The following is a 23,666-nucleotide window of genomic DNA, read 5'->3' as shown; positions in this document are numbered from 1 at the left end:
TAAGAGGCGGCATCATTGTCTACGGGTAATTTGGATTTCGAACAGTTCCGGGTCTTCCTGGAAAAAGCCTGTGGCATATTGCTCGGTGAAAACAAGCAGTACCTGGTATCCAGCCGTCTCAACAAGCTGATGGAACAGCAGGGCATCAAGTCCCTGGGTGAGTTGGTCCAGCGGATCCAGGGGCAGCCGCGCAGTGGGCTCAAGGAAATGGTGGTCGATGCCATGACCACCAACGAAACCTTATGGTTTCGCGATACCTATCCCTTTGAAGTGCTAAAGAACAAAGTGTTGCCCGAAGCCATCAAGGCCAGCCCGGGCCAGCGCCTGCGTATCTGGTCGGCGGCCTGTTCTTCGGGGCAGGAGCCGTACTCGATCTCGATGTCCATCGATGAGTTCGAGCGGACCAACATGGGCCAGTTGAAAGCCGGTGCGCAAATTGTGGCCACGGACTTGTCCGGCACCATGCTCACCAACTGCAAGACCGGTGAGTACGACAGCCTGGCCCTGGGCCGAGGTTTGTCCCAGGAACGCCTGCAACGCTACTTCGACCCCAAAGGGGCAGGGCGTTGGGCGATCAAGGCGCCGATCAAGAACCGCGTCGAATTTCGCTCGTTCAACCTGCTCGACAGCTACGCCAGCCTAGGCAAGTTCGACATGGTGTTCTGCCGCAACGTGCTGATCTATTTCTCGGCTGAAGTGAAGAAAGACATCCTGTTGCGCATCCACGGCACGCTCAAGCGCGGAGGTTATCTGTTCCTCGGTGCTTCCGAGGCGCTCAATGGGCTGCCGGATCACTTCCAGATGGTGCAATGCAGCCCGGGGATCATCTACCAGGCCAAGTAGCCTGGGGTATGCAATAAAACTGTGGGAGCCGGGCTTGCCCGCGATGGCGTTGTGTCAGTCGATGAATTGGTCGGCAGGTACTCCGCCATCGCAGGCAAGCCAGCTCCCACATTTTTTTTCTCGGCAAGCTGGCGTAAAGCGGCAACTGCCCATTGCCGCTTTAATGGCGCTACGCGGAAATCGCTTGCCGCTTTTCTGGCATAGCCGCCGTCGACTCCCCTCCAAACCCTTGATATAGGGGCTCCCGCAAGATTGGCATGCACCTTGCTATAACCCTGCTAACGAACAGCAGGTCAGCCTAAAGGTTTCCGCCATGAGCATCAGCTTCGATAAAGCGCTCGGTATCCACGAACAAGCCCTGGGCTTCCGCGCCCAGCGTGCCGAAGTCCTGGCCAACAATATTGCCAACGCCGACACCCCGAACTACAAGGCTCGGGACCTGGACTTCTCCGCCGTGCTCGCCGCACAGCAGGACAAGACCAAGAACGGCACCTTCGCCTTGAACATGACCAACAGCCGTCATATCGAAGCGCAAGGCCTGAGCAAGGGTGACGAGTCGCTGCTGTATCGCACGCCGATGCAGCCGTCGATCGACCAGAACACCGTCGACGCCCAGCTGGAGCAATCGAACTACGCCGAAAACTCGGTGAACTTCCAGGCCAGCTTCACCCTGCTCAACAGCAAATTCAAAGGGCTGATGTCAGCCCTGCGTGGAGAGTAAGCCATGTCTCTGTCCAGTGTTTTCAATATTGCCGGCAGTGGCATGAGCGCGCAGACCACGCGTTTGAACACCGTCGCCAGTAACATCGCCAACGCCGAGACCGTCTCGTCGAGCATTGACCAGACGTATCGCGCCCGCCATCCGGTGTTTGCCACCATGTTCCAGGGTGGTCAGGCAAACGGCAGCGATTCGTTGTTCCAGAACCAGGACGCCGCCGGCTCAGGCGTGCAGGTGTTGGGCGTGGTCGAAGACCAGAGCAACCTGGAGGCCCGTTACGAGCCCAACCATCCGGCCGCGAACGAAAAGGGTTACGTCTACTACCCCAACGTCAACGTGGTCGAGGAAATGGCTGACATGATCTCCGCCAGTCGCTCGTTCCAGACCAACGCGGAAATGATGAACACCGCCAAAACCATGATGCAGAAGGTTCTGACCCTGGGTCAGTGATAAGGGGCGCCAAATAATGGCCATCGTTGATACGTCTAACAACACGGCGGTTCAGGACCTTTTCAATTCCAAGGTCAAGACCGCGACGAATAACAGCAGCGTCAGTGACGCTTCCAAGACGGCGACGGGCAACCAGTCGCTGGGCAAGGATGCGTTCCTGCAACTGCTCGTCACTCAACTGAAAAACCAGAACCCGCTGTCGCCTCAGGACAACGGCGCGTTCGTCGCGCAGCTTGCCCAGTTCAGCAGCCTGGAAGGCATCAACACCCTGAATGACTCGGTGAACAACATCTCCAGCAACTTCAGCTCCTCGCAGGCGCTGCAGGCTTCGTCGCTGGTGGGGCGCTCAATCATCATCCAGACCGACAAGGCCATGGTGGATACCAGCAAGAGCATGACCGGTTCGGTGGCAGTGACCTCGGCGGTGGGCAATGTCTCCGTCAAGATCACCGACAAAGACGGCAATGTGGTGCGCACCGTTGACATGGGCGCCCAGAGTGCCGGCACCCAAAGCTTTATCTGGGACGGCAAGAACGACAAGGGCGAGGTCGCCCCAGCTGGCACCTACACCTTCAACGCCACCACCAAGAACGACAAAGGCGACGCAGTGGCCTTGGCCACTTCGCTGCCCGCCACGGTCACCAGTGTGACCCTGAGCAAGACTGGCGGCGAAATGCTGCTCAACCTTGCAGGCGGCATGGGCAGCGTCAAGCTGTCGCAAATTCAGACTATCGGTACATAGAGCCGGCTAAATACGGCAGAAGGAGAGAAACATGTCTTTTAATATCGGCCTTAGCGGCCTCTATGCGGCCAACAAACAACTGGACGTGACCGGCAACAATATCGCCAACGTCGCGACCACTGGCTTCAAGTCATCCCGTGCGGAATTCGCCGATATCTACGCGGCTTCCAAGCTGGGCACCGGCCAGAACAGCATCGGCAACGGTGTGAACCTGGCGGCGGTGTCCCAGCAGTTCACCCAGGGCGATGTCAACGGTAGCGGCGGCATCCTCGACATGGCGATTCAGGGCGGTGGCTTCTTCGTGCAGAAGGGCAGCGACGGTTCGCTGGAGTACACCCGTAGTGGTGCGTTCCGTGCGGACAAGGACGGCTACATCACCAACAACACCGGCACTTCGCGCCTGCAAGGATATGCCGCGGACGATAATGGCAAGATCACCAAGGGCGGCTTGGTCGATCTGCAACTGAACCTGGCGAATCTGCCGCCCAAGGCATCCACCAAGGTCGACTCCACCAGTAACCTGAATTCCTCGGAGCCGGTGATTGACCAGGCGGCCAAGCCGTTTGACCCGACCAAGACCGAGACCTTCACCACCCAATACAGCACCACCTTGTACGACTCTCAGGGGAACGCGCACCCGATGGTGCAGTACCTGGTGAAAACCGACGGCAACAAGTGGAATGCCTATACCCTGATTGACGGTCGCAACCCTGATGGTTCGGCCCCGACTGGCACCCCTTCGACGCCACCCGTGCCGTCGACATTGACCTTCGATGGCGCTGGCAATCTGACTACTGTCGTCACCAATGGTGTGTCCGACAAGACCCTGACCGTTGCCGGGTGGGTTCCAGGCAAGGTGACTGACGGCGTGTGGAAGGCTAACGGTGCGGATGCCAACCCGGGCGGCATCGCCATCAACATGGCCAACATTACCCAGTACAACTCGGCTACCTACCGTAACCCTCCGGTCACCGACGGCTATGCCACCGGCCAGATCACCGGCCTGAAAATCGACGGCAGCGGCGTCCTGTTCGCCACCTTCAGCAACCAGCAGAGCAAGGCCATCGGCCAGATCTCCCTGGCCAGCTTCAACAACGAGCAGGGCCTGCAGCCAGCCGGTGCGACCACCTGGAAAGAGACCTTCGCCTCGGGCCAGCCGGGTTATGACAACCCGCAAGCCGGCACCCTGGGTTCGATCGTGGCCAACTCCCTGGAGAACTCCAACGTCAACCTGACCAACGAACTGGTGGACCTGATCAAGGCCCAGAGCAACTACCAGGCGAACGCCAAGACCATCTCCACCCAAAGCACCATCATGCAGACCATCATTCAGATGACCTGATACCCCTGCTCAAAAAATACCTGCACACAAAAAGGCCCCTCAATCGAGGGGCTTTTTTGTGCGCGCGCGTTGCTAGTTTACCGCCTGTTTCATCTCGCCTTGCTGCTGGAACGCCCAACGCCCCTTGCGCCACGCACGGGACACGGGCGCATGTCGCCCATGGACCATCGGGAGAGCGGCATGGCGATCTACAAGCAGTGGGAAGGGATGCCAGCAGGCAGCCATTGGTTTGTTCTGAATAACTACAGCGCCGGTCTATACAGACGCAAAAGTCAGTCGGATGAACCCGGGGGAGGCAAGTCCTCTGATGCTGAATCAGTGAGGCAACTGCTCAATGAGTTGAGAGATGCCGAGAAAACATCCAAGAGCCAAACCGTCCAGGACCTTCGTGACAAGTTGAACGAGAAGCGCGAAGAACTGGGTGATGAAAAGTTCAAGGAGATCATGCAGGAGTTGATGGAGAAGGCAGACGTCTCCTGGCTGGAGATGCTGCGGCGCCTGATGAAAGAATGGTTTCCGGAAACGGACGATACATCACCCACACCTTCGCCGCCTTCTCCTGGCCCGTCGCCAGGTGGGGGCGGTGGGGGCGGTGGTGGCAGGCCAAGCCCCGGTAATTTTGGGCCCAGCGAGCCCATGAGTAATCTGCCGATTACGGAAGGCTCCAAGCACTTCAACTACAAGCCTGATCAAAGTAACCCAGGAAAAAAACCGGACAACATCTGGAGTGGATTCAGCCAGGGCCCCGATGGCAATTGCGTCACGGTTTCAGCGATAAAGGGCGCAATGATGAAGTTTGGTCAGAAACCCACTGACGTGTTCAAGGAGGTAAAAGAGACGGCAGACGGTTATCACGTGAAGATGCGCGACGGCTTCGAACTTAATCTATCCAAGGATGAATTAAAGCAGGCGGCCAGGTATGCGCAGTTCAAGGGTGACAATCCGGGCATGCTGACCGATGCCAACTTCATGTTTGCAGCGAGCGCCAAGCGGGCACAGATGGAAGGGAATGGCTTGGACGACAACCCTAGCCAATCAAAAAGAAGCTTCGCCCATGCGATGCAAAGTTTGAATAACGGCGAAATGCCCCGCGAAGCATTGGATCGTCTGGGTTTGAAAGGGCTTTACAGGCAGTCCTCAAGCAGTGAGCTGGCGAGCGGCAAGCTCGGCGTCGTGGCCTACGATCGCCATTCGATGGTGGTCATCGACGGGCGCGTGGAGTTGTGGGGGCGCCGAGGTGGCGCGCCAAAGCAGGGTATTGCGTACGCGTTTCTCTAAGGCAGTCAGCAAAAAGCCCGATAAACCCTATGCAGTCGGGGTCTATCGGGCTTTTTCAATCCAGGGGGACAATATCCCTGGACTGGCTCAGCTTATTGGCAAGCTTCGCAATCCGGCTCGTCAATCGCGCAGGCTTTTGGCACCGGTGCTGGGCCGGCGGGTGCTGCGAGTACCGAGTCATCACCGTGGTTGCCGCTGGACACTGCGTTCAGCTTGCCGGTGTTGATGGTCGACTTCTCGGTGCTGGTCGCAGCCAGGGCACGGAGATAGTAAGTGGTTTTCAGGCCACGGTACCACGCCATGCGGTAGGTCACGTCCAGCTTCTTGCCCGAGGCGCCGGCGATGTACAGGTTCAGGGACTGGGCCTGGTCGATCCACTTCTGACGACGGCTGGCGGCGTCAACGATCCACTTGGTGTCCACTTCGAAAGCGGTCGCGTAGAGCTCTTTGAGTTCTTGCGGGATGCGTTCGATCTGCTGCACGGAACCGTCGTAGTACTTCAGGTCGTTGATCATGACCGAGTCCCACAGGCCACGGGCCTTCAGGTCGCGAACCAGGTACGGGTTGATCACGGTGAATTCGCCCGACAGGTTCGATTTCACATACAGGTTCTGGTAGGTCGGTTCGATCGACTGCGACACGCCAGTGATGTTGGCGATGGTGGCGGTCGGTGCGATGGCCATGATGTTGGAGTTACGAATACCTTTCTGCACACGGGCACGTACCGGCGCCCAGTCCAGGGTTTCGTTCAGGTCAACGTCGATGTACTTCTGGCCACGGGCTTCGATCAGGATCTGTTGCGAATCCAGCGGCAGGATGCCCTTGGACCACAGCGAACCCTGGAACGTCTCGTAGGCGCCACGCTCGTCGGCCAGGTCGCAGGAAGCCTGGATCGCGTAGTAGCTGACCGCTTCCATGGACTTGTCGGCGAATTCGACCGCAGCGTCGGAACCGTAAGGGATGTGCTGCAGGTACAAGGCGTCCTGGAAGCCCATGATGCCCAAGCCAACCGGACGGTGCTTGAAGTTGGAGTTCTGCGCCTGTGGCACCGAGTAGTAGTTGATGTCGATCACGTTATCGAGCATGCGTACGGCGGTGTTGACGGTGCGTGCAAGCTTTACGGTGTCCAGCTTGCCGTTGACGATGTGGTTCGGCAGGTTGATCGAGCCCAGGTTGCAAACGGCGATCTCGTCCTTGTTGGTGTTCAAGGTGATCTCGGTGCACAGGTTCGAGCTGTGGACCACGCCCACGTGCTGCTGCGGGCTGCGCAGGTTGCATGGGTCTTTGAAGGTCAACCATGGGTGGCCGGTTTCGAACAGCATGGACAGCATTTTGCGCCACAGGTCTTTGGCCTGGATGGTCTTGAACAGCTTGACCTTGCCTGGGTACTCGGTGAGGGCTTCGTAGTACTCGTAGCGCTCTTCGAAGGCTTTGCCGGTCAGGTCGTGCAGGTCCGGCACTTCGGATGGCGAGAACAGTGTCCACTTGCCGTCATCGAAGACGCGCTTCATGAACAGGTCAGGGATCCAGTTGGCGGTGTTCATGTCGTGGGTACGACGACGGTCATCACCGGTGTTCTTGCGCAGCTCGATGAACTCTTCAATGTCCATGTGCCAGGTTTCCAGGTAGGCACATACAGCGCCTTTGCGCTTGCCACCCTGGTTCACGGCGACGGCGGTGTCGTTCACCACTTTCAGGAACGGTACGACGCCCTGGGACTTGCCGTTGGTGCCCTTGATGTACGAACCCAGTGCGCGCACCGGTGTCCAGTCGTTGCCCAGGCCGCCGGCGAATTTGGACAACATGGCGTTGTCGTGGATCGCGTGGTAGATGCCCGACAGGTCATCCGGCACGGTGGTCAGGTAGCAGCTCGACAGCTGGGGACGCAGGGTACCGGCGTTGAACAGGGTCGGAGTCGACGACATGTAGTCGAAGGACGACAGCAGGTTGTAGAACTCGATCGCGCGGTCTTCCTTGTTCTTCTCTTCGATCGCCAGGCCCATGGCCACGCGCATGAAGAACACTTGCGGCAGTTCGAAGCGGATGCCGTCCTTGTGGATGAAGTAACGGTCGTACAGGGTTTGCAGGCCCAGGTAGGTGAACTGCTGATCGCGCTCGTGGTTGATTGCCTTGCCGAGTTTTTCCAGGTCGAAGGTGGCCAGGATCGGGTTCAGCAATTCGAATTCGATACCTTTGGCGATATAGGCCGGCAGGGCCTTGGCGTACAGGTCGGCCATCTCGTGGTGAGTGGCGCTGTCGGCGACTTTCAGGAAGCCCAGGCCTTCGGCACGCAGGGTGTCCATCAACAGGCGCGCGGTCACGAACGAGTAGTTCGGCTCACGCTCGACCAGGGTACGGGCGGTCATCACCAGGGCGGTGTTGACGTCGGTCAGGGCGACGCCGTCGTACAGGTTCTTCAGGGTTTCGCGCTGGATCAGGTCACCGTCGACTTCTTCCAGACCTTCGCAGGCCTCGGTGATGATGGTGTTCAGGCGGCCCAGGTCCAACGGGGCAAAGCTGCCGTCAGCCAGGGTGATGCGGATCGACGGGTGCGCTTGTACGGCGGCTTCTTCGGCCGGGGAACGTACGGCACGTTCCTTGGCGCGCGAATCACGGTAGATCACGTAGTCGCGGGCCACTTTCTGCTCGCCGGCACGCATCAGGGCCAGTTCAACCTGGTCCTGGATTTCTTCGATGTGGATGGTGCCGCCCGATGGCATGCGACGTTTGAAGGTCGCGGTGACCTGTTCGGTCAGACGGGCAACGGTGTCGTGGATGCGCGACGAAGCGGCAGCGGTGCCGCCTTCAACTGCAAGAAACGCTTTGGTGATGGCGACGGTGATTTTGTCATCGGTATAAGGAACGACAGTGCCGTTACGCTTGATCACACGCAGTTGGCCAGGTGCAGTGGCGGACAGATCCAGATTCGAATCAGCGGCCTGCGGCACGGAGCCCTGCGGGTTCTCGCGAGTTGTGTCGGTTTGCATGAGGGGGTGTCTCCACATTCTATATTTATTTGGGCACCATCACGGTGCCCACCGTTCCGTCCTGAAGCACTTACAGCAGGCCTGGGCCTGGCATAACAACTTCGGGACAGGAGGAAGGGAGCTCATCGCGCCGCTTCCATGCCGAAGTCTTTGGTTCGGGGCCGGGGAGCCCTTAGCCGTATTCCTGGTGGGTGACAGTGGCCCCATTCAAGCCCTGCAACACCCGTACCGTTTTCTGCCAATCGGGCTGGAAAACGGTTGCCATCCGCGTGCGCGGTTTGGGCTTTCAAAAAATGCTTTGGTTCAACCAAGCACGAGCAAGAAAGCGCTTGAGTTTCTTGTCTGATCTGTGTTTGGTCTTTTCGCTGAAAACCCTACATGTAGGGTTTTTTTAGCGCCGAGGTACAAGATAATGCGTTTTCGGGGGCTTAGCAACGCACTACCTGTGGATAACGCTGTGGGTAAAATGTGTATGAATCATGGAACACCCGTGTAGGCCGCATTACTACTGGATTACACCGTTTGTCACCGAATATTCCCGGCTAGAAACTGCCGGCGGGAATTTTGAGGGCGCGAACCCTACCACAAAAAATCGTCATGACCGAATGGATTTCGCGGCTTGTGTTCAAGGGCCGTTGCATGGCTACAATCGGCCTTTGTTATGCCTTCAAAACATGACAAACAGGCTATGCCTGCGAAAGATCAATAGGTGGGAGCTGGCTTGCCTGCGATGGCGGTGTATCGGCCACCAACAGGCGCGCTGACCCACCCTCATCGCAGGCAAGCCAGCTCCACACCGACCGTATTTCACATTCGATTGTGTCGGCCAGAAGAACTTCTTATAAAAACGAGGACAATGCATGGAGCAAGAAGCCTGGCAGATACTGATCGTCGAGGACGACGAGCGACTCGCCGAGTTGACCCGTGAGTACCTGGAAAGCAACGGCCTGCGTGTGTCGGTGGAAAGCGATGGTGCCAAGGCCACGGCGCGCATCATCGCCGAACAGCCCGACCTGGTGATCCTCGACCTGATGCTGCCCGGCGAAGACGGCCTGAGCATCTGCCGCAAGGTGCGCGAGCGTTATGACGGCGTGATCCTGATGCTCACCGCGCGCACCGACGACATGGACCAGGTGCAGGGCTTGGACATGGGCGCCGACGACTATGTGTGCAAGCCCGTGCGCCCGCGTTTGTTGCTGGCACGTATCCAGGCGCTGCTGCGCCGCAGCGAACCGGTGTTGCCCGTTGCAGTGGAAAACCAGCGCCGCCTCCAGTTTGGTCCGTTGGTGGTGGACAATGCCTTGCGCGAAGCCTGGTTGCATGAGGGCAGCATCGAACTGACCAGCGCTGAATTCGACCTGTTGTGGCTGCTGGTTGCAAACGCCGGACGCATTCTGTCCCGCGAAGAAATCTTCATAGCTCTGCGCGGTATTGGTTATGACGGCCAGGATCGCTCCATTGATGTGCGTATCTCGCGCATTCGGCCAAAGATCGGCGACGATCCGATCCACCCACGCCTGATCAAGACCATTCGCAGCAAAGGCTACCTGTTCGTCCCCGAAGCTGCTGCCGATATGCCGCTGTGAACTCGATCTTCCTGCGCATCTACGGCGGCATGTGCGCGGCGCTGATCCTGGTGGCGTTGCTCGGCGCCCTGGCACTGCACCTGCTTAATGACGTGCGCAGCGGCCAGTACCGTGAGCGCCTGGCCCACGGCACTTTTGCGTTGATGGGCGATAACCTGCAGCCCATGAGCGCCATTGAACGACAGCGCGCCTTGGCGGTGTGGGAGCGTTTGCTCGGTATTCCGCTGGAACTGCGCACGTTCACCGATGCGCAATTGGACCTTGGCCAGCGCAACCGCCTGCAACGCGGCCAGGTCCTGGTGGAACAGACCGGGCCTCATGCGGCGCGGGTGCTGCGGTTGGTCAGCGAGCAAGAGCAATTGGTGCTTACCGGCGAAGTGCAGCAGATCAGCGAGCAATTGGCCCGCGCAACCATTTACCTGCTGGCCGACGAACTGGTGCGCTTCCCGGTGGCCGAACAGCCCCAGCGCCTGGCCGACATCAAGCACGCCAAGGGTTTTGGTTTTGAAATGCACTTGACGGCCCTTGACCAGGCCGACATGGACGAGGACCAGCGTCGCCGCGTGGCGGAGGGCGATACGGTGATGGCGCTGGGCAAGGGCGGCGATTCGATTCGCGTGTTTGCCGGCATGGTCGGCACCCCGTGGGTACTGGAGATCGGCCCGCTGTACCAGATGAACCCATACCCGGCGCAATGGCTGATCCTGATCACCTTGATTGGCCTGACCCTGATCGGCTTGATCGTCTATCTGCTGGTGCGACAACTTGAGCGTCGGCTCAAAGGCCTGGCGGCGGCGGCCACGCGTATCGCCAAGGGCAACCTGGAAGTGCGCGTACCCGCTCGCGGTGCAGACTCGGTCGGGCGGCTGGCGGCAGCTTTCAATGGCATGGCCGAGCACCTGCAGCAATTGCTGGCGATTCAGCGTGAGCTGGTGCGGGCGGTCTCCCACGAGCTGCGCACTCCGGTCGCGCGCCTGCGTTTTGGCCTGGAGATGATCGGTGACGCCGCCACGCCCGAGGCGCGGCGCAAGTACCTGGAGGGTATGGATGGCGATATCCAGGACCTTGATGGCCTGGTGGACGAGATGCTCACTTATGCCCGCTTGGAACAGGGTGCGCCGGAACTGAATTTCCAGCGCGTGGACCTTGATGCATTGCTCGACCAGGTGATTGGCGAATTATCGCCATTGCGCCCCCAGGTCACCGTCACCCGGGGTATTTGCCTGTCATCGGCGCATTGGGATGACGCCTGGGTCGACGCTGAACCGCGCTACCTGCACCGCGCCCTGCAAAACCTGGTGAGCAATGCCATGCGCCACGCCAAAGGCCAAGTGTTGATCAGTTATCAGGTGGGGCAGGTACGCTGCCGCATCGATGTGGAAGACGACGGCCCCGGCGTGCCGGAAAGCGCCTGGGAGCGGATCTTCACGCCGTTCCTGCGCCTGGATGACAGCCGTACGCGCGCCTCTGGCGGGCATGGCCTGGGTTTGTCGATCGTGCGGCGGATTATCTATTGGCACGGCGGGCGGGCGTTGATCAGCAAGAGCAACAACCTGGGCGGGGCGTGCTTCAGCCTAAGCTGGCCCAGGGATCAGGATAAGCCCTGACACCGCTGTCGCAGGCAAGCCAGTTCCCACAGGCGAATGCATTCCCAATGTGGGAGCCGGGCGTGCCCGCGATGGTGGTCTACCAGGCGCTGATAGCCACCAGGCTCAACAACTGCTCCCCTTGCACCACAAACTGCCCTTCCAGCTCTTTGCCATGGCCCCACTCTTGCGAAAGATCGGTCAGCAACCGCAACCGCACCCTCCCAGCCGCTGACCACTCCAGCACCTCGGCATGCTCGAAATAAAAGCGCTTGTGCACGATCGGATAGAGCGCCTTGAACAGGCTTTCCTTGACCGAAAACGTCAGCGTCACCAGCAAGGCGAGTTGCTCACGGGGCAGGGTGGCCATGCGCTGTAATTCATCGGCCGTCAGGATTTCCCCGGCCAGGCGTTCGGCCCGCTCCAGTGACAGCAGATGCTCCAGGTCCATGCCCAGCCCGCGCCATTGCGCCTTGTGCCCGACAATCGCCGCAGCGTGCCCGGTGCTGTGGGTGATGGAGCCACTGATATGCCCTGGCCAGACCGGGGCGCGGTCTTCGCCGATGGCCGGGACGCAGCGCAGATGATCGAGTCGTTGCAGCGCTTCGCGCGCGCACAGGCGCCCGGCGAGAAATTCCGCCTGGCGCTTGGCGACCGAGCGCTGGATGCTAGCCGGCGGTGGCACATCGCAGCGCTGGAAATCGCCCGGGCTCAATAAAGCCGGGTCGAATCGCGTGCTCAAAAACACCGTGCCCGGCAAAGAAACCGGCAACGGCCAATGATCATCAAGTGGGGTGCAGCAAGCGGGTAGGGGCGTCATGCGCGGTATTTTGCCGAGTTGGCGGGCCAGTGGATAGCCCGGTGCGGTTCAGCTGCGGTTCAGAGCCTGTTCAGGGGGAGTTCAGGGGCGCCTGCGTAGTCTGGACCCCACAGCCCAAACGCGTATGAGGTAACCACCATGACTGCGATCAAAAAGCTGATGTTGGCCTTGACCATGCTTGGCGCCACTGCTGGCGTGCAGGCGTCCGATGGCGCCTTTGCGGCCTTTGGCAGCGAGAAAACCAAGAAATCCAGCAACCTGATCCATCGTGTCAGCTTCGAAGACGCTGGCACTCAGGCTGCGCCGTGGGGCCAGGCCCTGGGCGCTACCCCTGCGCAACCCGACTATCGCAGCGGCTACGCGCACCTGACCGGCCACTACAATGGCATAAAACTGCGCCCCCAAGAGCTGCAGGGCCGCTATGATATCCCCCTGTCGGCTAGTTGAATTGCAGTGGAGAACCTTATGAAATTGCTGGTGGTGGAAGATGAGGCGCTGCTGCGTCATCACCTGTTTACCCGCCTGACCGACAGCGGGCATGTGGTCGAAGCCGTGGCCAATGCCGAAGAAGCCCTGTACCAGACCGGCCAATTCAACCATGACCTGGCGATCATCGACCTTGGCCTGCCCGGCATGGGCGGCCTGGACCTGATTCGCCAGTTGCGCACCCAGACCAAGACCTTCCCGATCCTGATCCTCACCGCTCGCGGCAACTGGCAGGACAAGGTTGAAGGCTTGGCGGCCGGGGCCGACGACTACGTGGTCAAGCCGTTCCAGTTCGAAGAGCTGGAGGCGCGCATGAACGCCTTGCTGCGTCGCTCCAGCGGTTTTACCCAGTCGACTATCGTTGCCGGGCCGCTGCTGCTGGACCTCAACCGCAAGCAAGCCTCCCTTGACGAGCAACCCCTGGCGCTGACCGCCTACGAGTATCGGATCCTCGAATACTTGATGCGTCATCATCAGCAAGTGGTCGCCAAAGACCGTTTGATGGAGCAACTGTACCCGGATGACGACGAGCGCGATCCAAACGTGATCGAAGTGCTGGTCGGCCGCCTGCGCCGCAAGCTGGAAGGCCCGGCCGGGTTCAAGCCAATCGATACCGTGCGTGGCCTGGGCTACCTGTTCAATGAGCGCTGCCGTTGATTCGTTCGCTACGTGTGCGCCTGATGCTGGCGGCCGCCACCCTGGCCGTGCTGTTTATGCTCGGCTTGTTGCCGGCCATGCAAGGCGCGTTCAGCCTGGCGCTGCAGGATTCCATCGAACAGCGCCTGGCGTCGGATGTGACCACCCTGATTTCCGCGGCGCGGGTCGACAATAACCGCCTGCTGATGCCGGCGCAGTTGCCCGATGAGCGTTTCAACCTCACCGACAGTCGGCTGTTGGGCTATATCTACGACCGTGAAGGCCATCTGGTATGGCGCTCGCGGGCGACCCAGGAAGAAAACATCAACTACAAACCGCGCTACGACGGGCGCGGCAACGAGTTTGCGCGCATTCGCGAGGCCAATGGCCAGGAATTTTTCGTGTATGACGTCGAGGTCCGGCTGCTGGGAGGCAAGAGCGCGGCGTTCAGCATTGTCGCCCTGCAGCCGGTACGCGAATACCAACTGACCCTCGAAGGCCTGCGCGAGAACCTCTACCTCGGGTTCGGCGCGGCCTTGCTGGTGTTGTTGACGCTGTTGTGGCTGGGCCTGACCTGGGGCCTGCAAGCCCTGCGACGCCTGAGCCATGAACTCGACCAGATCGAAGGTGGCACCCGCGAAAGCCTCAGCGAAGAACACCCCCGCGAACTGCTGCGCCTGACCGGCTCCCTGAACCGCTTGCTGCACAGCGAGCGCGAACAGCGTGCGCGCTACCGCGACTCCCTCGATGACTTGGCTCACAGCCTGAAAACGCCACTGGCGGTGTTGCAGGGCGTGAGCGAAGACATGGCCCAGCGCCCCGAAGAACGTAGCCAGGCGTGGGTGCTGCAATCGCAGATCGAACGCATGAGCCAGCAGATCGGATACCAGTTGCAGCGTGCCAGCCTGCGTAAAAGTGGCCTGGTGCGCCACCAGGTCCGCCTGGAACCGGTGGTGCAAAGCCTGTGCGATACATTGGAAAAGGTTTATCGCGACAAGCGGGTCACCGTGACCTTTGATTTGCCGCAGGCCTGCGAGGTACCCATCGAAAAGGGCGCGTTGCTCGAAATGCTCGGCAACCTGCTGGAAAACGCCTACCGCCTGTGCCTCAAGCAAGTGCGTATCAGCCTGGTGGAAAACCTCGATGGCATTGAGCTGTGTATCGAAGACGACGGCCCCGGCGTACCACCGGACCAGCGTGCACGGATCCTGCAGCGCGGCGAACGGCTAGATCGCCAGCACCCGGGGCAGGGGATCGGGCTGGCGGTGGTCAAGGACATCATCGAAAGCTATCACGCGCGGTTGACGTTGGGGGATTCAGCGCTGGGTGGGGCGGCGTTCAGGATTCACTTTCCTGCCTTGTGATCTGCACTGGCCTCATCGCAGGCAAGCCAGCTCCCACAGTTGATCGGGTTTACAAATTTTGATGTGTGAATACATTCAAGTGTGGGAGCTGGCTTGCCTTCGATGAGGCCTTCCCAGCCAATACGCCTCTAACTCTCCTGCGCTCTGTAGGCCCCCGGCGTCAGCCCCGTCCACTTCTTGAACGCCCGATGAAACGCCGACGGTTCGGAAAACCCCAACTGCTCGGCGATCTCCTGCAAAGACAAATCCGCCCGCCCCAGGTGGTAAATGGCGATATCCCGGCGTAGCTCATCCTTCAATGCCTGAAAACTCGTGCCTTCTTCGCGCAGGTGGCGGCGCAGGGTCTGTGGGCTGATGTGCAGGTGCTGGGCAACGGCTTCCAGGTCTGGCCAGGGCGTGCGGTCGCGGCTCAGCAAGCGACGCAACTGGCTGCTCAGGCTGTCGCCTTCATCCGGCCGCGACAGCAAGTCGGCAGGCGAGCGCTGCAAGAAGTGCTTGAGGGTGCGTTCGTCCTGCAACAGCGGCAGGCTCAGGTAGCGGCTGGGAAACACCAGGCTGCTGGTCGGCGCGCCGAACACCTGGGGGCAGGGGAACAGCAGGTCGTATTCACCGGCATGGGCCGGCATCGGGTAACTGAAGGTGGCCTGCTGCAGCCGGATACGCTGGCCGATCAACCAACTGCCCAGGCGATGCCAGATCACCAGCAGGCATTCACTGAGGAAGTGGTCCGGGTCCCATAGCTGTGAGTCGTCCAGGCTCAGACGCGCCATGTCGCCTTCTTTGGTCAGTTGCCAGCGTGGGCCTTGGGGGAACAGGCTATAAAACAATAAGCCGCGCTCCAGCGCCTTCTCCAGCGTGCGGCAATGAATCAGCGCATGGCACATCATGGCGAAAGTGCCACGTTTGCTCGGCCCTTCTGCAAACCCCAGGTATTCGTCATCCAACCCCAGCCAGAGCATTTGCAGCAAGCGGGTAAATTGCTCTGGAGCGATGCGTGCGCGGGGTTCGGTCAGCAGTTCCGGGGTGATGCCCACCTGCTGCAACACCCCCGAGTAGTCAAAACCGGCCCGGCGCGCACCGCCGAGGGCCGCTCGGGCGTAATGGCTGGCGATGGTACGTTCACGCATGCAAGGGCCTCATCCATGGAGGGGCGGATGGTAGCCATCACCCGGCGGGGCGACAAGGCGGATATCCGCCAAATTGTAGGACGAGACAGGATGAGTGGGCGGAAATCCGCCACCCTGTTGCATTCTCCGGAGTCGCCCGTGAACCCCAAGCCCTGATGTCTAAAGGCCTTCAGCGCGTTTAAGCAAAGTGGCACGCTGTTTGCGATAAGGATTACAGCGCAGGCTTGCTCCTACAGGCTTCGCAAACAACAAATCCCTCCAGTGCAGGAGGGTTCGCAATTCAAGTGCCGTGGGCAATGGCGGATATTTGCCACACGGGACGATTGAGGAACTTTGCAATGACGACTCGTCAGCCAATCTACAAATCCCTGTATTTCCAGGTGATCGTTGCAATCGTTATCGGTATCTTGCTCGGCCACTTCTACCCACAGACCGGCGTGGCCCTCAAGCCACTGGGTGACGGCTTTATCAAGCTGATCAAAATGGTCATCGCCCCGATCATTTTCTGTACCGTGGTCAGCGGCATCGCCGGCATGCAAAGCATGAAGTCGGTGGGCAAGACCGGCGGCTACGCGCTGCTGTACTTCGAAATTGTTTCCACCATCGCCCTGCTGATTGGCCTGGTCGTGGTCAACGTGGTGCAGCCGGGCGCCGGCATGCACATCGACGTCGCGACCCTGGATGCTTCCAAAGTGGCGGCCTACGTCACCGCTGGTAAAGACCAGAGCATCGTCGGCTTTATCCTCAACGTCATACCGAACACCATCGTCGGCGCCTTCGCCAACGGCGACATCCTGCAAGTGCTGATGTTCTCGGTGATCTTCGGTTTCGCCCTGCACCGCCTGGGTGCCTACGGCAAGCCGGTGCTGGACTTCATCGATCGCTTCGCCCATGTGATGTTCAACATCATCAACATGATCATGAAGCTCGCGCCAATCGGTGCCCTGGGTGCGATGGCATTCACCATTGGCGCCTACGGTGTCGGTTCCCTGGTGCAGTTGGGCCAGTTGATGATCTGCTTCTACATCACCTGCATCCTGTTCGTGGTGCTGGTGCTGGGCGCTATCTGCCGCGCTCACGGTTTCAGCGTGTTGAAGCTGATCCGCTACATCCGTGAAGAACTGCTGATCGTACTGGGCACCTCGTCGTCGGAATCCGCACTGCCGCGTATGCTGATCAAGATGGAACGCCTGGGCGCGAAGAAGTCCGTGGTCGGCCTGGTGATTCCAACCGGTTACTCCTTCAACCTCGACGGTACTTCGATCTACCTGACCATGGCGGCCGTGTTCATCGCCCAGGCGACCGACACCCACATGGACATCACCCACCAGATCACTCTGCTGCTGGTGTTGCTGCTGTCGTCCAAAGGCGCGGCTGGCGTGACCGGTTCGGGCTTCATCGTACTGGCCGCCACCCTGTCGGCTGTCGGCCACTTGCCGGTTGCCGGCCTGGCGCTGATCCTGGGTATCGACCGCTTCATGTCCGAAGCCCGTGCCCTGACCAACCTGGTGGGTAACGCAGTTGCCACCATCGTTGTGGCCAAGTGGGTCAAGGAACTGGACACCGACAAGCTGCAAAGCGAACTGGCGTCTGGCGGTACCGGTATTTCCGAAACCCGCGAGCTCGATGACCTGGGCGTGGCAGAAGGCCCGGCGCCTGTCGTCAAGTAAGTGGCTGCTGGCGTGAACTGACGCCAACGCTATCCGCAAACGCCCCGACTGGTTCGGGGCGTTTGCATTTCTGGCGGGATGCAACGGATATTTTTGGTTTACAGTGAGCGCGACAGTACTTACCGGAGGCCTGATGGACAGTGTGGATCTGAACGTCCTGCGCAGCGTGCTGCAATGGCGCCGCGCCGGGCAGCGCGTGATGTTGTACAGCGTGGTGCAAACCTGGGGCAGCGCGCCGCGCCCGCCAGGCGCAATGCTGGCCCTGCGCGGTGATGGTGTGGTGATTGGCTCGGTGTCGGGCGGTTGCATCGAGGATGACTTGATCGCGCGCCTGCAAGACGGCCGCTTGCCTGCTGACGGCCCGCCCGTGCAGTTGGTGACCTACGGCGTCACTCGCGACGAGGCGGCGCGTTTTGGCCTGCCCTGCGGCGGCACCCTGAGGCTCACCGAGGAGCGCGTGGAGGAGTGGGGTTGGGTCCAAGCGCTGCTGGCGCGTTGTGAAGATCACCAGATTGTCGCTCGCGAGCTGAACCTGGCCACCGGCGAAGTGATCTTGAGCGCCGCCAGCAAGACCGACGTGGTGAGCTTCGACGGCGAACGCTTGCGCGCCATCTATGGCCCGCGCTGGCGCCTGCTGTTGATCGGCGCCGGGCAGCTGTCGCGCTACGTAGCGGAAATGGCGCGCCTGCTGGATTTCGAAGTGCTGATCTGCGACCCCCGCGAAGAGTTCGTCTACGGCTGGGAAGATCAGCATGGCCGCTTTGTGCCGGGCATGCCCGACGAGGCGGTGTTGAATATTCATACCGATGAACGCACGGCTATTGTCTGCCTGACCCACGATCCACGTCTGGATGACATGGCGTTGCTGACGGCGCTGAACTCCACGGCGTTCTATATTGGCGCCCTGGGTTCGCGGGTCAATACCCAGAAGCGTCGGGAGAACCTGGCCGCGCTAGGCCTGTCGGCGGAGGCCATTGCGCGCTTGCACGGGCCGATCGGCCTGCACATCGGCAGCCATACGCCGGCGGAAATTGCGCTGTCGCTGATGGCGGAAATTGTTGCGATCAAGAACGGTGTGGCACCGATGCAGAAAAAACCGATGGCAGTGGTGGCCGAGTGACGGTGACGGCGATTGTGCTGGCGGCGGGGCAGGGCAGTCGTTTTCGTGCCGAAGCTGGAGCTGATCAAGACAAATTGCTCGCCGCGTGTGTGGGGCTGGATGGCGTTCGTCGGCCGGTCATCGAGCAGGTGCTGCGCAACTTGCCTGAGCGTGTTGTAACACGCTGGCTAGTGACGTCGCCGGAGCGCGGGGAGGTTATCCGCCTGGCAGAGGCTTATGGCTGTCAGGTGGTACTGCTGGATTCGAGCGGTATGGGCGACAGCATTGCGGCGGCGGTCAAGGCCAGCGGTGCAGCGGATGGGTGGCTGGTGGTGTTGGGGGATATGCCGTTTATTCAGTCATCGAGTATCGAACGGGTGATCGCCAGCGTGGAGGGCGTCACTGTGCCGGTATCTGCCGGGCAGTACGGGCACCCGGTGGCTTTCCATCACAGGTTTGGGCCGGCGCTGATGGCTCTGAGTGGGGATCGTGGGGCCAGGCCGTTGTTTGCACAAACTCAGGTGCGAGAGGTGCAGGTAGATGATCCTGGTGTGCTTTGGGATGTGGATGTGCCGCAACGGTTGAGTTTTACTGCAGGTTAAGTGTGGCAGCTGGCTTGCCTGCGATAGCCATAGGTATCTACTTAGAGCCGACGTTGGACCTGTGGCGAGGGAGCTTGCTCCCGTAACGGCCTGATAGCCGGCGCATATCTACCTGACGCACCACCGTCCAATGTGGGAGCTGGCTTGCCTGCGATAGCGGCCTGACAGTCAACACAGTTGGATTGTGTACATATCCATTCCTGCGGTAACGGCCACTTAGGGTTCCGCCCTGACGGCGGCTAAACCGGCATCCCTGCCGGTTTACCCCCCAAATCCCTGTCGAATTCCGGCCAGCGTGGTTTGACGGGGCGCCTAAGATCAAAAGCAGTTCAAGAGCGACTCGCTTCGCATCGTGGTTACCGTCTGCCGTTACAGCCCACAAAGTTGTGTAGATACCTATGCTGCGATAGCGGTGTGTCAGTCACCGCCACGCTGGCTGAATCGACGCTATCGCAGGCAAGCCAGCTCCCACAGTGATCGCATTCCAGGTCGAGATAATCAGCCATGAAAAAGCCCCGCCTGATCACTCAGGCGGGGCTTTTTAGTGGCTTATGGAATCAGACGAGGGGTTTAGGCTCGTGCTCTGCTTCCTGGGCCTTGTGCTCTACCGCCTGGGCAGCGGCAGCGGCAGCAGCAGCTTCGGCTTCCTTGCGGCGGCGACGCACTTCACGTGGGTCATTCGGCGCACGGCCGTTTTCGGTGAGGGCGCTTGCAGGCGCAGCTTCAACCACAGGGGCGGCCACTTCGGCAACCACCGGGGCTTCAACTTCAACCACGGCCGCAGGCTCCACAACCGGCGTCGGCTCAACCACTGGGGCTGGCTCGGCGACGACTTCAGCAACCGGTGCCGGTGCTTCTTCTACCACTGGGGCAGGCGTTGGCGCTTCAACCGGTGCAGCCGGTTCGGCAGTCCACTGGAAGGCGGTCTGTTCTTCGCGAACTTCACGCACAGCCGGGGCAGCTTCTTCGACCGCCGGAGCTTCTACAGCCGCTTCGACTACTGGCTGAGGCTCAACCACTGGAGCCGGTTCAACGGCAACCGCTTCAGTTTCTGGCTGTGCGTCGCGAACCGGGGCAACTTCCACTTCCGGAACCACTGGGGCTTCGACAGGGGTTGTGGCTTCAACGACTGGCGCTTCAACAACCGGCGCTTCAACCGCTGGGGTTTCGGCGGCTGGCGCTTCTACGGCAACAGTGTCTTCGACGGCAGCGGTAGCACGTTCGGCTTGCTCGTGAGCCTGGGCTTCAGCAGGGGCGCTGATGACCGAACTGGCAACGGCAGCGGTAACGGCCAAGCCGGCAGCCAGTTCGGCGCCTGTTGGCGCGTTGTTGGCAGCTTCTGCGTTCTCGCCGGTTTCTTCCGAACCTTCGATTACGTTGCCGTTGGCATCACGCTGACGCTCACGACGGTTGCTGCGACGACGCTGACCACGGGAGCGGCGGCGTGGACGATCGCCTTCGGCGTTGTCCTGGCCGTCTTCCTGCAACTGCTCTTCGCCGGTCAGTACTTCTTCTTCGGTGGCAGCAGCGGCTTGCTCGGCGCGTGGTTGACGCTCTTCACGTGGCGGGCGCGGTTGGCGCTCTTCGCGTGGCGCGCGTTCTTCACGCGGCTGGCGGGCCGGGCGCTCTTCGGTGCTAACGGCTGCGGCAGCGGCAGGTGCCGCGTCCAGAGGCTCGCGCAGTTCACGCACGCGTTCTTCACGCTCGCCACGTGGCTTGCGGTCTTCACGTGGAGCGCGTGGGGTACGTGGGGCGCGCTCTTCACGCGGTGCACGTTCTTCACGGGCGACGGTCGGGGTGTCTTCACGGGCTTCGCGAGGCGCACGCTCTTCACGTGGTGCGCGTTCTTCACGCGGGGCACGTTCTTCGCGAGGCTTGCGCTCTTCGTCACGGCGGCCGTTGCGGTTACGGCTCTGCTGGCGACCGTTGCGACGTTCTTCGTTGCGCGCCGGGCGCTCGGTGGCAGGTTTTTCAACCACAACCGGGGCAGCAGGCTCTTCCTTGGTGGCGAACAGGCTGACCAGCGACTTCACCAGGCCCTTGAACAGGCTTGGCTCAGGCAGGGCGGCCGGCGCGGCAACCGGGGCGGCAGCTTCGGTCGGTACCGGTGCGTTGGCACGGGCCGGTGCAGTCTTCACCGCGGCTTCCTGGCGAACCAGGGTGCGGGTCGCAGCGGCTGGCTGGACTTCTTCGACTTCGGCGGCAGCCGCGGCGATTTCATAGCTGGACTGCCCGCTATGGGCTTCCGGGCTGTCGTCACGCAGGCGCTGTACTTCGAAGTGCGGCGTTTCGAGGTGATCGTTCGGCAGGATGACGATACGGGCACGGGTGCGCAGTTCGATCTTGGTGATCGAGTTGCGTTTTTCATTGAGCAGGAAGGCGGCAACCGGAATCGGCACTTGGGCGCGAACTTCGGCGGTACGGTCTTTCAGGGCTTCTTCTTCGATCAGGCGCAGGATCGCCAGGGACAGCGATTCAACGTCACGGATGATGCCGGTGCCGTTGCAACGCGGGCAGACGATGCCGCTGCTCTCGCCCAAGGATGGACGCAGGCGCTGACGGGACATTTCCAGCAGGCCAAAGCGCGAGATGCGGCCGACTTGCACGCGAGCGCGGTCAGCTTCCAGGCACTCGCGGACTTTCTCTTCCACGGCGCGCTGGTTCTTGGCAGGGGTCATGTCGATGAAGTCGATCACGATCAGGCCGCCGATGTCACGCAGGCGCAGCTGGCGGGCGATTTCTTCAGCCGCTTCCAGGTTGGTCTGCAGGGCGGTTTCTTCGATGTCGCTGCCTTTGGTCGCACGTGCCGAGTTGATGTCGATGGACACCAGGGCTTCGGTCGGGTCGATCACGATGGAGCCGCCGGAAGGCAGTTCGACCACGCGCTGGAAGGCGGTCTCGATCTGGCTTTCGATCTGGAAACGGTTGAACAGTGGCACGCTGTCTTCGTACAGCTTGATCTTGCTGGCGTACTGCGGCATCACCTGGCGGATGAAGGTCAGGGCTTCGTCCTGGGCTTCAACGCTGTCGATCAGCACTTCGCCGATGTCCTGGCGCAGGTAGTCGCGGATGGCGCGGATGATCACGTTGCTTTCCTGGTAGATCAGGAACGGCGCGGAACGATCCAGGGACGCTTCTTTGATAGCGGTCCACAGTTGCAGCAGGTAGTCGAGGTCCCACTGCATTTCTTCGCTGCTGCGGCCAAGGCCGGCAGTGCGCACGATCAGGCCCATGTCGGCCGGTGCGATCAGGCCGTTCAGCGCTTCACGCAGTTCGTTACGCTCTTCGCCTTCGATGCGACGGGAAATACCGCCGGCACGTGGGTTGTTCGGCATCAGTACAAGGTAACGACCGGCGAGGCTGATGAAGGTGGTCAGGGCCGCGCCCTTGTTGCCACGTTCTTCTTTTTCGACCTGGACGATGACTTCCTGGCCTTCGCTCAGGACGTCCTTGATGTTCACGCGGCCTTCAGGGGCTTTCTTGAAGTATTCGCGGGAGATTTCTTTGAGGGGCAGGAAGCCGTGGCGCTCGGAGCCGAAATCGACAAAGGCAGCCTCAAGGCTTGGTTCGATGCGAGTGATACGGCCTTTATAGATGTTGGCCTTTTTCTGCTCGCGTGCACCGGATTCGATGTCCAGGTCGTAGAGGCGTTGGCCATCTACCAGTGCAACACGCAACTCTTCGGGTTGAGTTGCGTTAATCAGCATTCTTTTCATGTTGTACCGTCGGTTTCCGGGCTGCCGGAAACGGCGTTCGGCACACACGACTTCTCACGGTCGGTGTCAGGTGCGTCAAGAGTGGTTGGCCACTCCAGTGTCCAGCAAAATCGGCCAATTGGGCCGGTATCGCGACGGACGCGTCCTGCTCGTTAGCGGTGGTGACAAAGGCACCACTTCAACAAAAGCTAAGGTCAGGAGGAGGAATCAACCGGCGACTGTGGACGAGATGAAGCGTCTAAAACAAGCCTAGTGCTACACAGTCCGACGGTTGTGCATCTCCACCCTACACGTATCCCTGATAATTCGGGTGCTGCCGCGCGCAGAATCCGCAGCGGGTTGGCATTTACCGTGTTCTCCAATGGGGAGTCCACGCTCATGGCTAAACAAGACTAGGTGTGGGCGGTTGCGCTCTCACTCAGCTCTTAACAGGCGTTGTTTCCGAAGCATTCGCCATGGTCTGGCTCAAAACTGACTGCACTTTGTGAACTGGCCGTAAATATCGGCGCAAAAGGCGAGTATTCACTCTGCTTTCTGCACTCGCTTCAGGCCTCATGTCACCTGCGCTTGTTACAATCTTGAGCCTTCCTGGGTGGCGAAAGCCCCGTAGGACG

The 23,666-nt window shown here is 60.4% G+C and carries 18 protein-coding genes; 14 read left to right on the top strand and 4 right to left on the bottom strand.

The annotated features are described in order from the left end of the window. Positions 1-15 precede the first annotated feature (15 nt). The 6 genes from cheR (at position 16) to MHH62_RS17525 (ending at position 5,373) form a co-directional block, all read left to right on the top strand. Positions 16-843 (top strand): protein-glutamate O-methyltransferase CheR, encoded by an 828-nt coding sequence (cheR, locus tag MHH62_RS17550; protein ID WP_014719581.1) that lies wholly within the window; start codon positions 16-18, stop codon positions 841-843. A gap of 313 nt (positions 844-1,156) precedes the next feature. Continuing rightward, positions 1,157-1,564, top strand: coding sequence for a flagellar basal body rod protein FlgB (gene flgB / locus MHH62_RS17545; RefSeq protein WP_003193573.1), 408 nt, complete (start codon positions 1,157-1,159; stop codon positions 1,562-1,564). 3 nt (positions 1,565-1,567) lie between these two features. After that, positions 1,568-2,011: a flagellar basal body rod protein FlgC gene (flgC, locus tag MHH62_RS17540; RefSeq protein WP_014719580.1), complete on the top strand. Its 444-nt coding sequence runs from the start codon at positions 1,568-1,570 to the stop codon at positions 2,009-2,011. A gap of 16 nt (positions 2,012-2,027) precedes the next feature. Further along, positions 2,028-2,753: a flagellar hook assembly protein FlgD gene (flgD, locus tag MHH62_RS17535; RefSeq protein WP_014719579.1), complete on the top strand. Its 726-nt coding sequence runs from the start codon at positions 2,028-2,030 to the stop codon at positions 2,751-2,753. Between the two features lie 31 nt (positions 2,754-2,784). After that, complete coding sequence (gene flgE, locus MHH62_RS17530) at positions 2,785-4,095, top strand: flagellar hook protein FlgE (RefSeq protein ID WP_014719578.1); 1,311 nt, start codon at positions 2,785-2,787, stop codon at positions 4,093-4,095. 180 nt (positions 4,096-4,275) lie between these two features. Next, the gene (locus tag MHH62_RS17525) at positions 4,276-5,373 is read left to right on the top strand and encodes a hypothetical protein (RefSeq protein WP_172832660.1); all 1,098 of its coding nucleotides are present in this window, start codon (positions 4,276-4,278) and stop codon (positions 5,371-5,373) included. A 92-nt stretch (positions 5,374-5,465) separates the two neighbouring features. Here the strand turns inward: MHH62_RS17525 and MHH62_RS17520 are convergent, their stop codons facing one another. Next, positions 5,466-8,360: a ribonucleoside-diphosphate reductase subunit alpha gene (locus MHH62_RS17520; RefSeq protein ID WP_003193565.1), complete on the bottom strand. Its 2,895-nt coding sequence runs from the start codon at positions 8,358-8,360 to the stop codon at positions 5,466-5,468. Between the two features lie 860 nt (positions 8,361-9,220). Here MHH62_RS17520 and MHH62_RS17515 point away from each other — a divergent pair. Both MHH62_RS17515 and MHH62_RS17510 read left to right on the top strand, forming a co-directional pair. After that, on the top strand, positions 9,221-9,946 hold the full coding sequence (locus MHH62_RS17515; protein ID WP_060766977.1) for a response regulator: 726 nt from the start codon (positions 9,221-9,223) through the stop codon (positions 9,944-9,946). Beyond that, the gene (locus MHH62_RS17510; RefSeq protein WP_339231510.1) at positions 9,943-11,553 is read left to right on the top strand and encodes an ATP-binding protein; all 1,611 of its coding nucleotides are present in this window, start codon (positions 9,943-9,945) and stop codon (positions 11,551-11,553) included. Before MHH62_RS17515 ends, MHH62_RS17510 begins: the two co-directional genes overlap by 4 nt. A 79-nt stretch (positions 11,554-11,632) precedes the next feature. Here the strand turns inward: MHH62_RS17510 and MHH62_RS17505 are convergent, their stop codons facing one another. Continuing rightward, complete coding sequence (locus MHH62_RS17505; protein WP_032872446.1) at positions 11,633-12,352, bottom strand: 4'-phosphopantetheinyl transferase superfamily protein; 720 nt, start codon at positions 12,350-12,352, stop codon at positions 11,633-11,635. Between the two features lie 138 nt (positions 12,353-12,490). Here MHH62_RS17505 and MHH62_RS17500 point away from each other — a divergent pair, with 138 nt between their 5' ends. From MHH62_RS17500 to MHH62_RS17490, 3 genes are read left to right on the top strand one after another with little or no spacing between them, the layout of a single operon-like run. Continuing rightward, positions 12,491-12,799 (top strand): hypothetical protein, encoded by a 309-nt coding sequence (locus MHH62_RS17500; protein WP_003193560.1) that lies wholly within the window; start codon positions 12,491-12,493, stop codon positions 12,797-12,799. Between the two features lie 18 nt (positions 12,800-12,817). Further along, positions 12,818-13,495 (top strand): response regulator, encoded by a 678-nt coding sequence (locus tag MHH62_RS17495; RefSeq protein ID WP_003193559.1) that lies wholly within the window; start codon positions 12,818-12,820, stop codon positions 13,493-13,495. Beyond that, positions 13,492-14,838 carry an ATP-binding protein gene (locus MHH62_RS17490; RefSeq protein WP_019817208.1) on the top strand — a complete coding sequence of 449 codons (1,347 nt, stop codon included), beginning with the start codon at positions 13,492-13,494 and terminating at the stop codon, positions 14,836-14,838. The genes MHH62_RS17495 and MHH62_RS17490 overlap by 4 nt, the downstream gene beginning before the upstream one ends. 128 nt (positions 14,839-14,966) lie before the next feature. Here MHH62_RS17490 and MHH62_RS17485 read toward each other — a convergent pair whose 3' ends face one another. Then, positions 14,967-15,965 carry an AraC family transcriptional regulator gene (locus MHH62_RS17485; RefSeq protein ID WP_014719572.1) on the bottom strand — a complete coding sequence of 333 codons (999 nt, stop codon included), beginning with the start codon at positions 15,963-15,965 and terminating at the stop codon, positions 14,967-14,969. A 338-nt stretch (positions 15,966-16,303) separates the two neighbouring features. Here MHH62_RS17485 and MHH62_RS17480 point away from each other — a divergent pair, with 338 nt between their 5' ends. From MHH62_RS17480 to MHH62_RS17470, 3 genes are all read left to right on the top strand, one after another. Further along, entirely contained in the window at positions 16,304-17,635 is a 1,332-nt protein-coding gene (locus MHH62_RS17480; RefSeq protein ID WP_003189258.1) for a dicarboxylate/amino acid:cation symporter, read from the top strand. A gap of 133 nt (positions 17,636-17,768) precedes the next feature. Next, positions 17,769-18,755 carry an XdhC family protein gene (locus MHH62_RS17475; protein ID WP_014719571.1) on the top strand — a complete coding sequence of 329 codons (987 nt, stop codon included), beginning with the start codon at positions 17,769-17,771 and terminating at the stop codon, positions 18,753-18,755. Beyond that, a complete protein-coding gene (locus MHH62_RS17470) occupies positions 18,752-19,336 on the top strand; it encodes a nucleotidyltransferase family protein (RefSeq protein ID WP_020301724.1) in 585 nt (194 codons plus the stop codon). Before MHH62_RS17475 ends, MHH62_RS17470 begins: the two co-directional genes overlap by 4 nt. Positions 19,337-19,893: 557 nt before the next feature. Here the strand turns inward: MHH62_RS17470 and rne are convergent. After that, positions 19,894-23,043, bottom strand: coding sequence for a ribonuclease E (gene rne / locus MHH62_RS17465; RefSeq protein WP_193557878.1), 3,150 nt, complete (start codon positions 23,041-23,043; stop codon positions 19,894-19,896). Between the last annotated feature and the right edge of the window lie 623 nt (positions 23,044-23,666).

Source organism: Pseudomonas sp. FSL L8-0168 (genome assembly GCF_037976155.1).
In the GTDB taxonomy this organism is placed as follows: domain Bacteria; phylum Pseudomonadota; class Gammaproteobacteria; order Pseudomonadales; family Pseudomonadaceae; genus Aquipseudomonas; species Aquipseudomonas paracarnis.
This window is presented reverse-complemented; position numbering and strand designations above follow the sequence as displayed.

Bases quoted from the DNA above. Each gene is read 5' to 3' on its own strand.
- MHH62_RS17480 (WP_003189258.1), top strand. From the start codon at position 16,304: ATGACGACTCGTCAGCCAATCTACAAATCCCTGTATTTCCAGGTGATC.
- flgD (WP_014719579.1), top strand. From the start codon at position 2,028: ATGGCCATCGTTGATACGTCTAACAACACGGCGGTTCAGGACCTTTTC.
- MHH62_RS17520 (WP_003193565.1), bottom strand. From the start codon at position 8,360: ATGCAAACCGACACAACTCGCGAGAACCCGCAGGGCTCCGTGCCGCAG.
- MHH62_RS17475 (WP_014719571.1), top strand. From the start codon at position 17,769: ATGGACAGTGTGGATCTGAACGTCCTGCGCAGCGTGCTGCAATGGCGC.
- flgC (WP_014719580.1), top strand. From the start codon at position 1,568: ATGTCTCTGTCCAGTGTTTTCAATATTGCCGGCAGTGGCATGAGCGCG.
- MHH62_RS17485 (WP_014719572.1), bottom strand. From the start codon at position 15,965: ATGCGTGAACGTACCATCGCCAGCCATTACGCCCGAGCGGCCCTCGGC.
- MHH62_RS17500 (WP_003193560.1), top strand. From the start codon at position 12,491: ATGACTGCGATCAAAAAGCTGATGTTGGCCTTGACCATGCTTGGCGCC.
- flgE (WP_014719578.1), top strand. From the start codon at position 2,785: ATGTCTTTTAATATCGGCCTTAGCGGCCTCTATGCGGCCAACAAACAA.
- MHH62_RS17505 (WP_032872446.1), bottom strand. From the start codon at position 12,352: ATGACGCCCCTACCCGCTTGCTGCACCCCACTTGATGATCATTGGCCG.
- rne (WP_193557878.1), bottom strand. From the start codon at position 23,043: ATGCTGATTAACGCAACTCAACCCGAAGAGTTGCGTGTTGCACTGGTA.
- MHH62_RS17515 (WP_060766977.1), top strand. From the start codon at position 9,221: ATGGAGCAAGAAGCCTGGCAGATACTGATCGTCGAGGACGACGAGCGA.
- MHH62_RS17525 (WP_172832660.1), top strand. From the start codon at position 4,276: ATGGCGATCTACAAGCAGTGGGAAGGGATGCCAGCAGGCAGCCATTGG.
- flgB (WP_003193573.1), top strand. From the start codon at position 1,157: ATGAGCATCAGCTTCGATAAAGCGCTCGGTATCCACGAACAAGCCCTG.
- MHH62_RS17495 (WP_003193559.1), top strand. From the start codon at position 12,818: ATGAAATTGCTGGTGGTGGAAGATGAGGCGCTGCTGCGTCATCACCTG.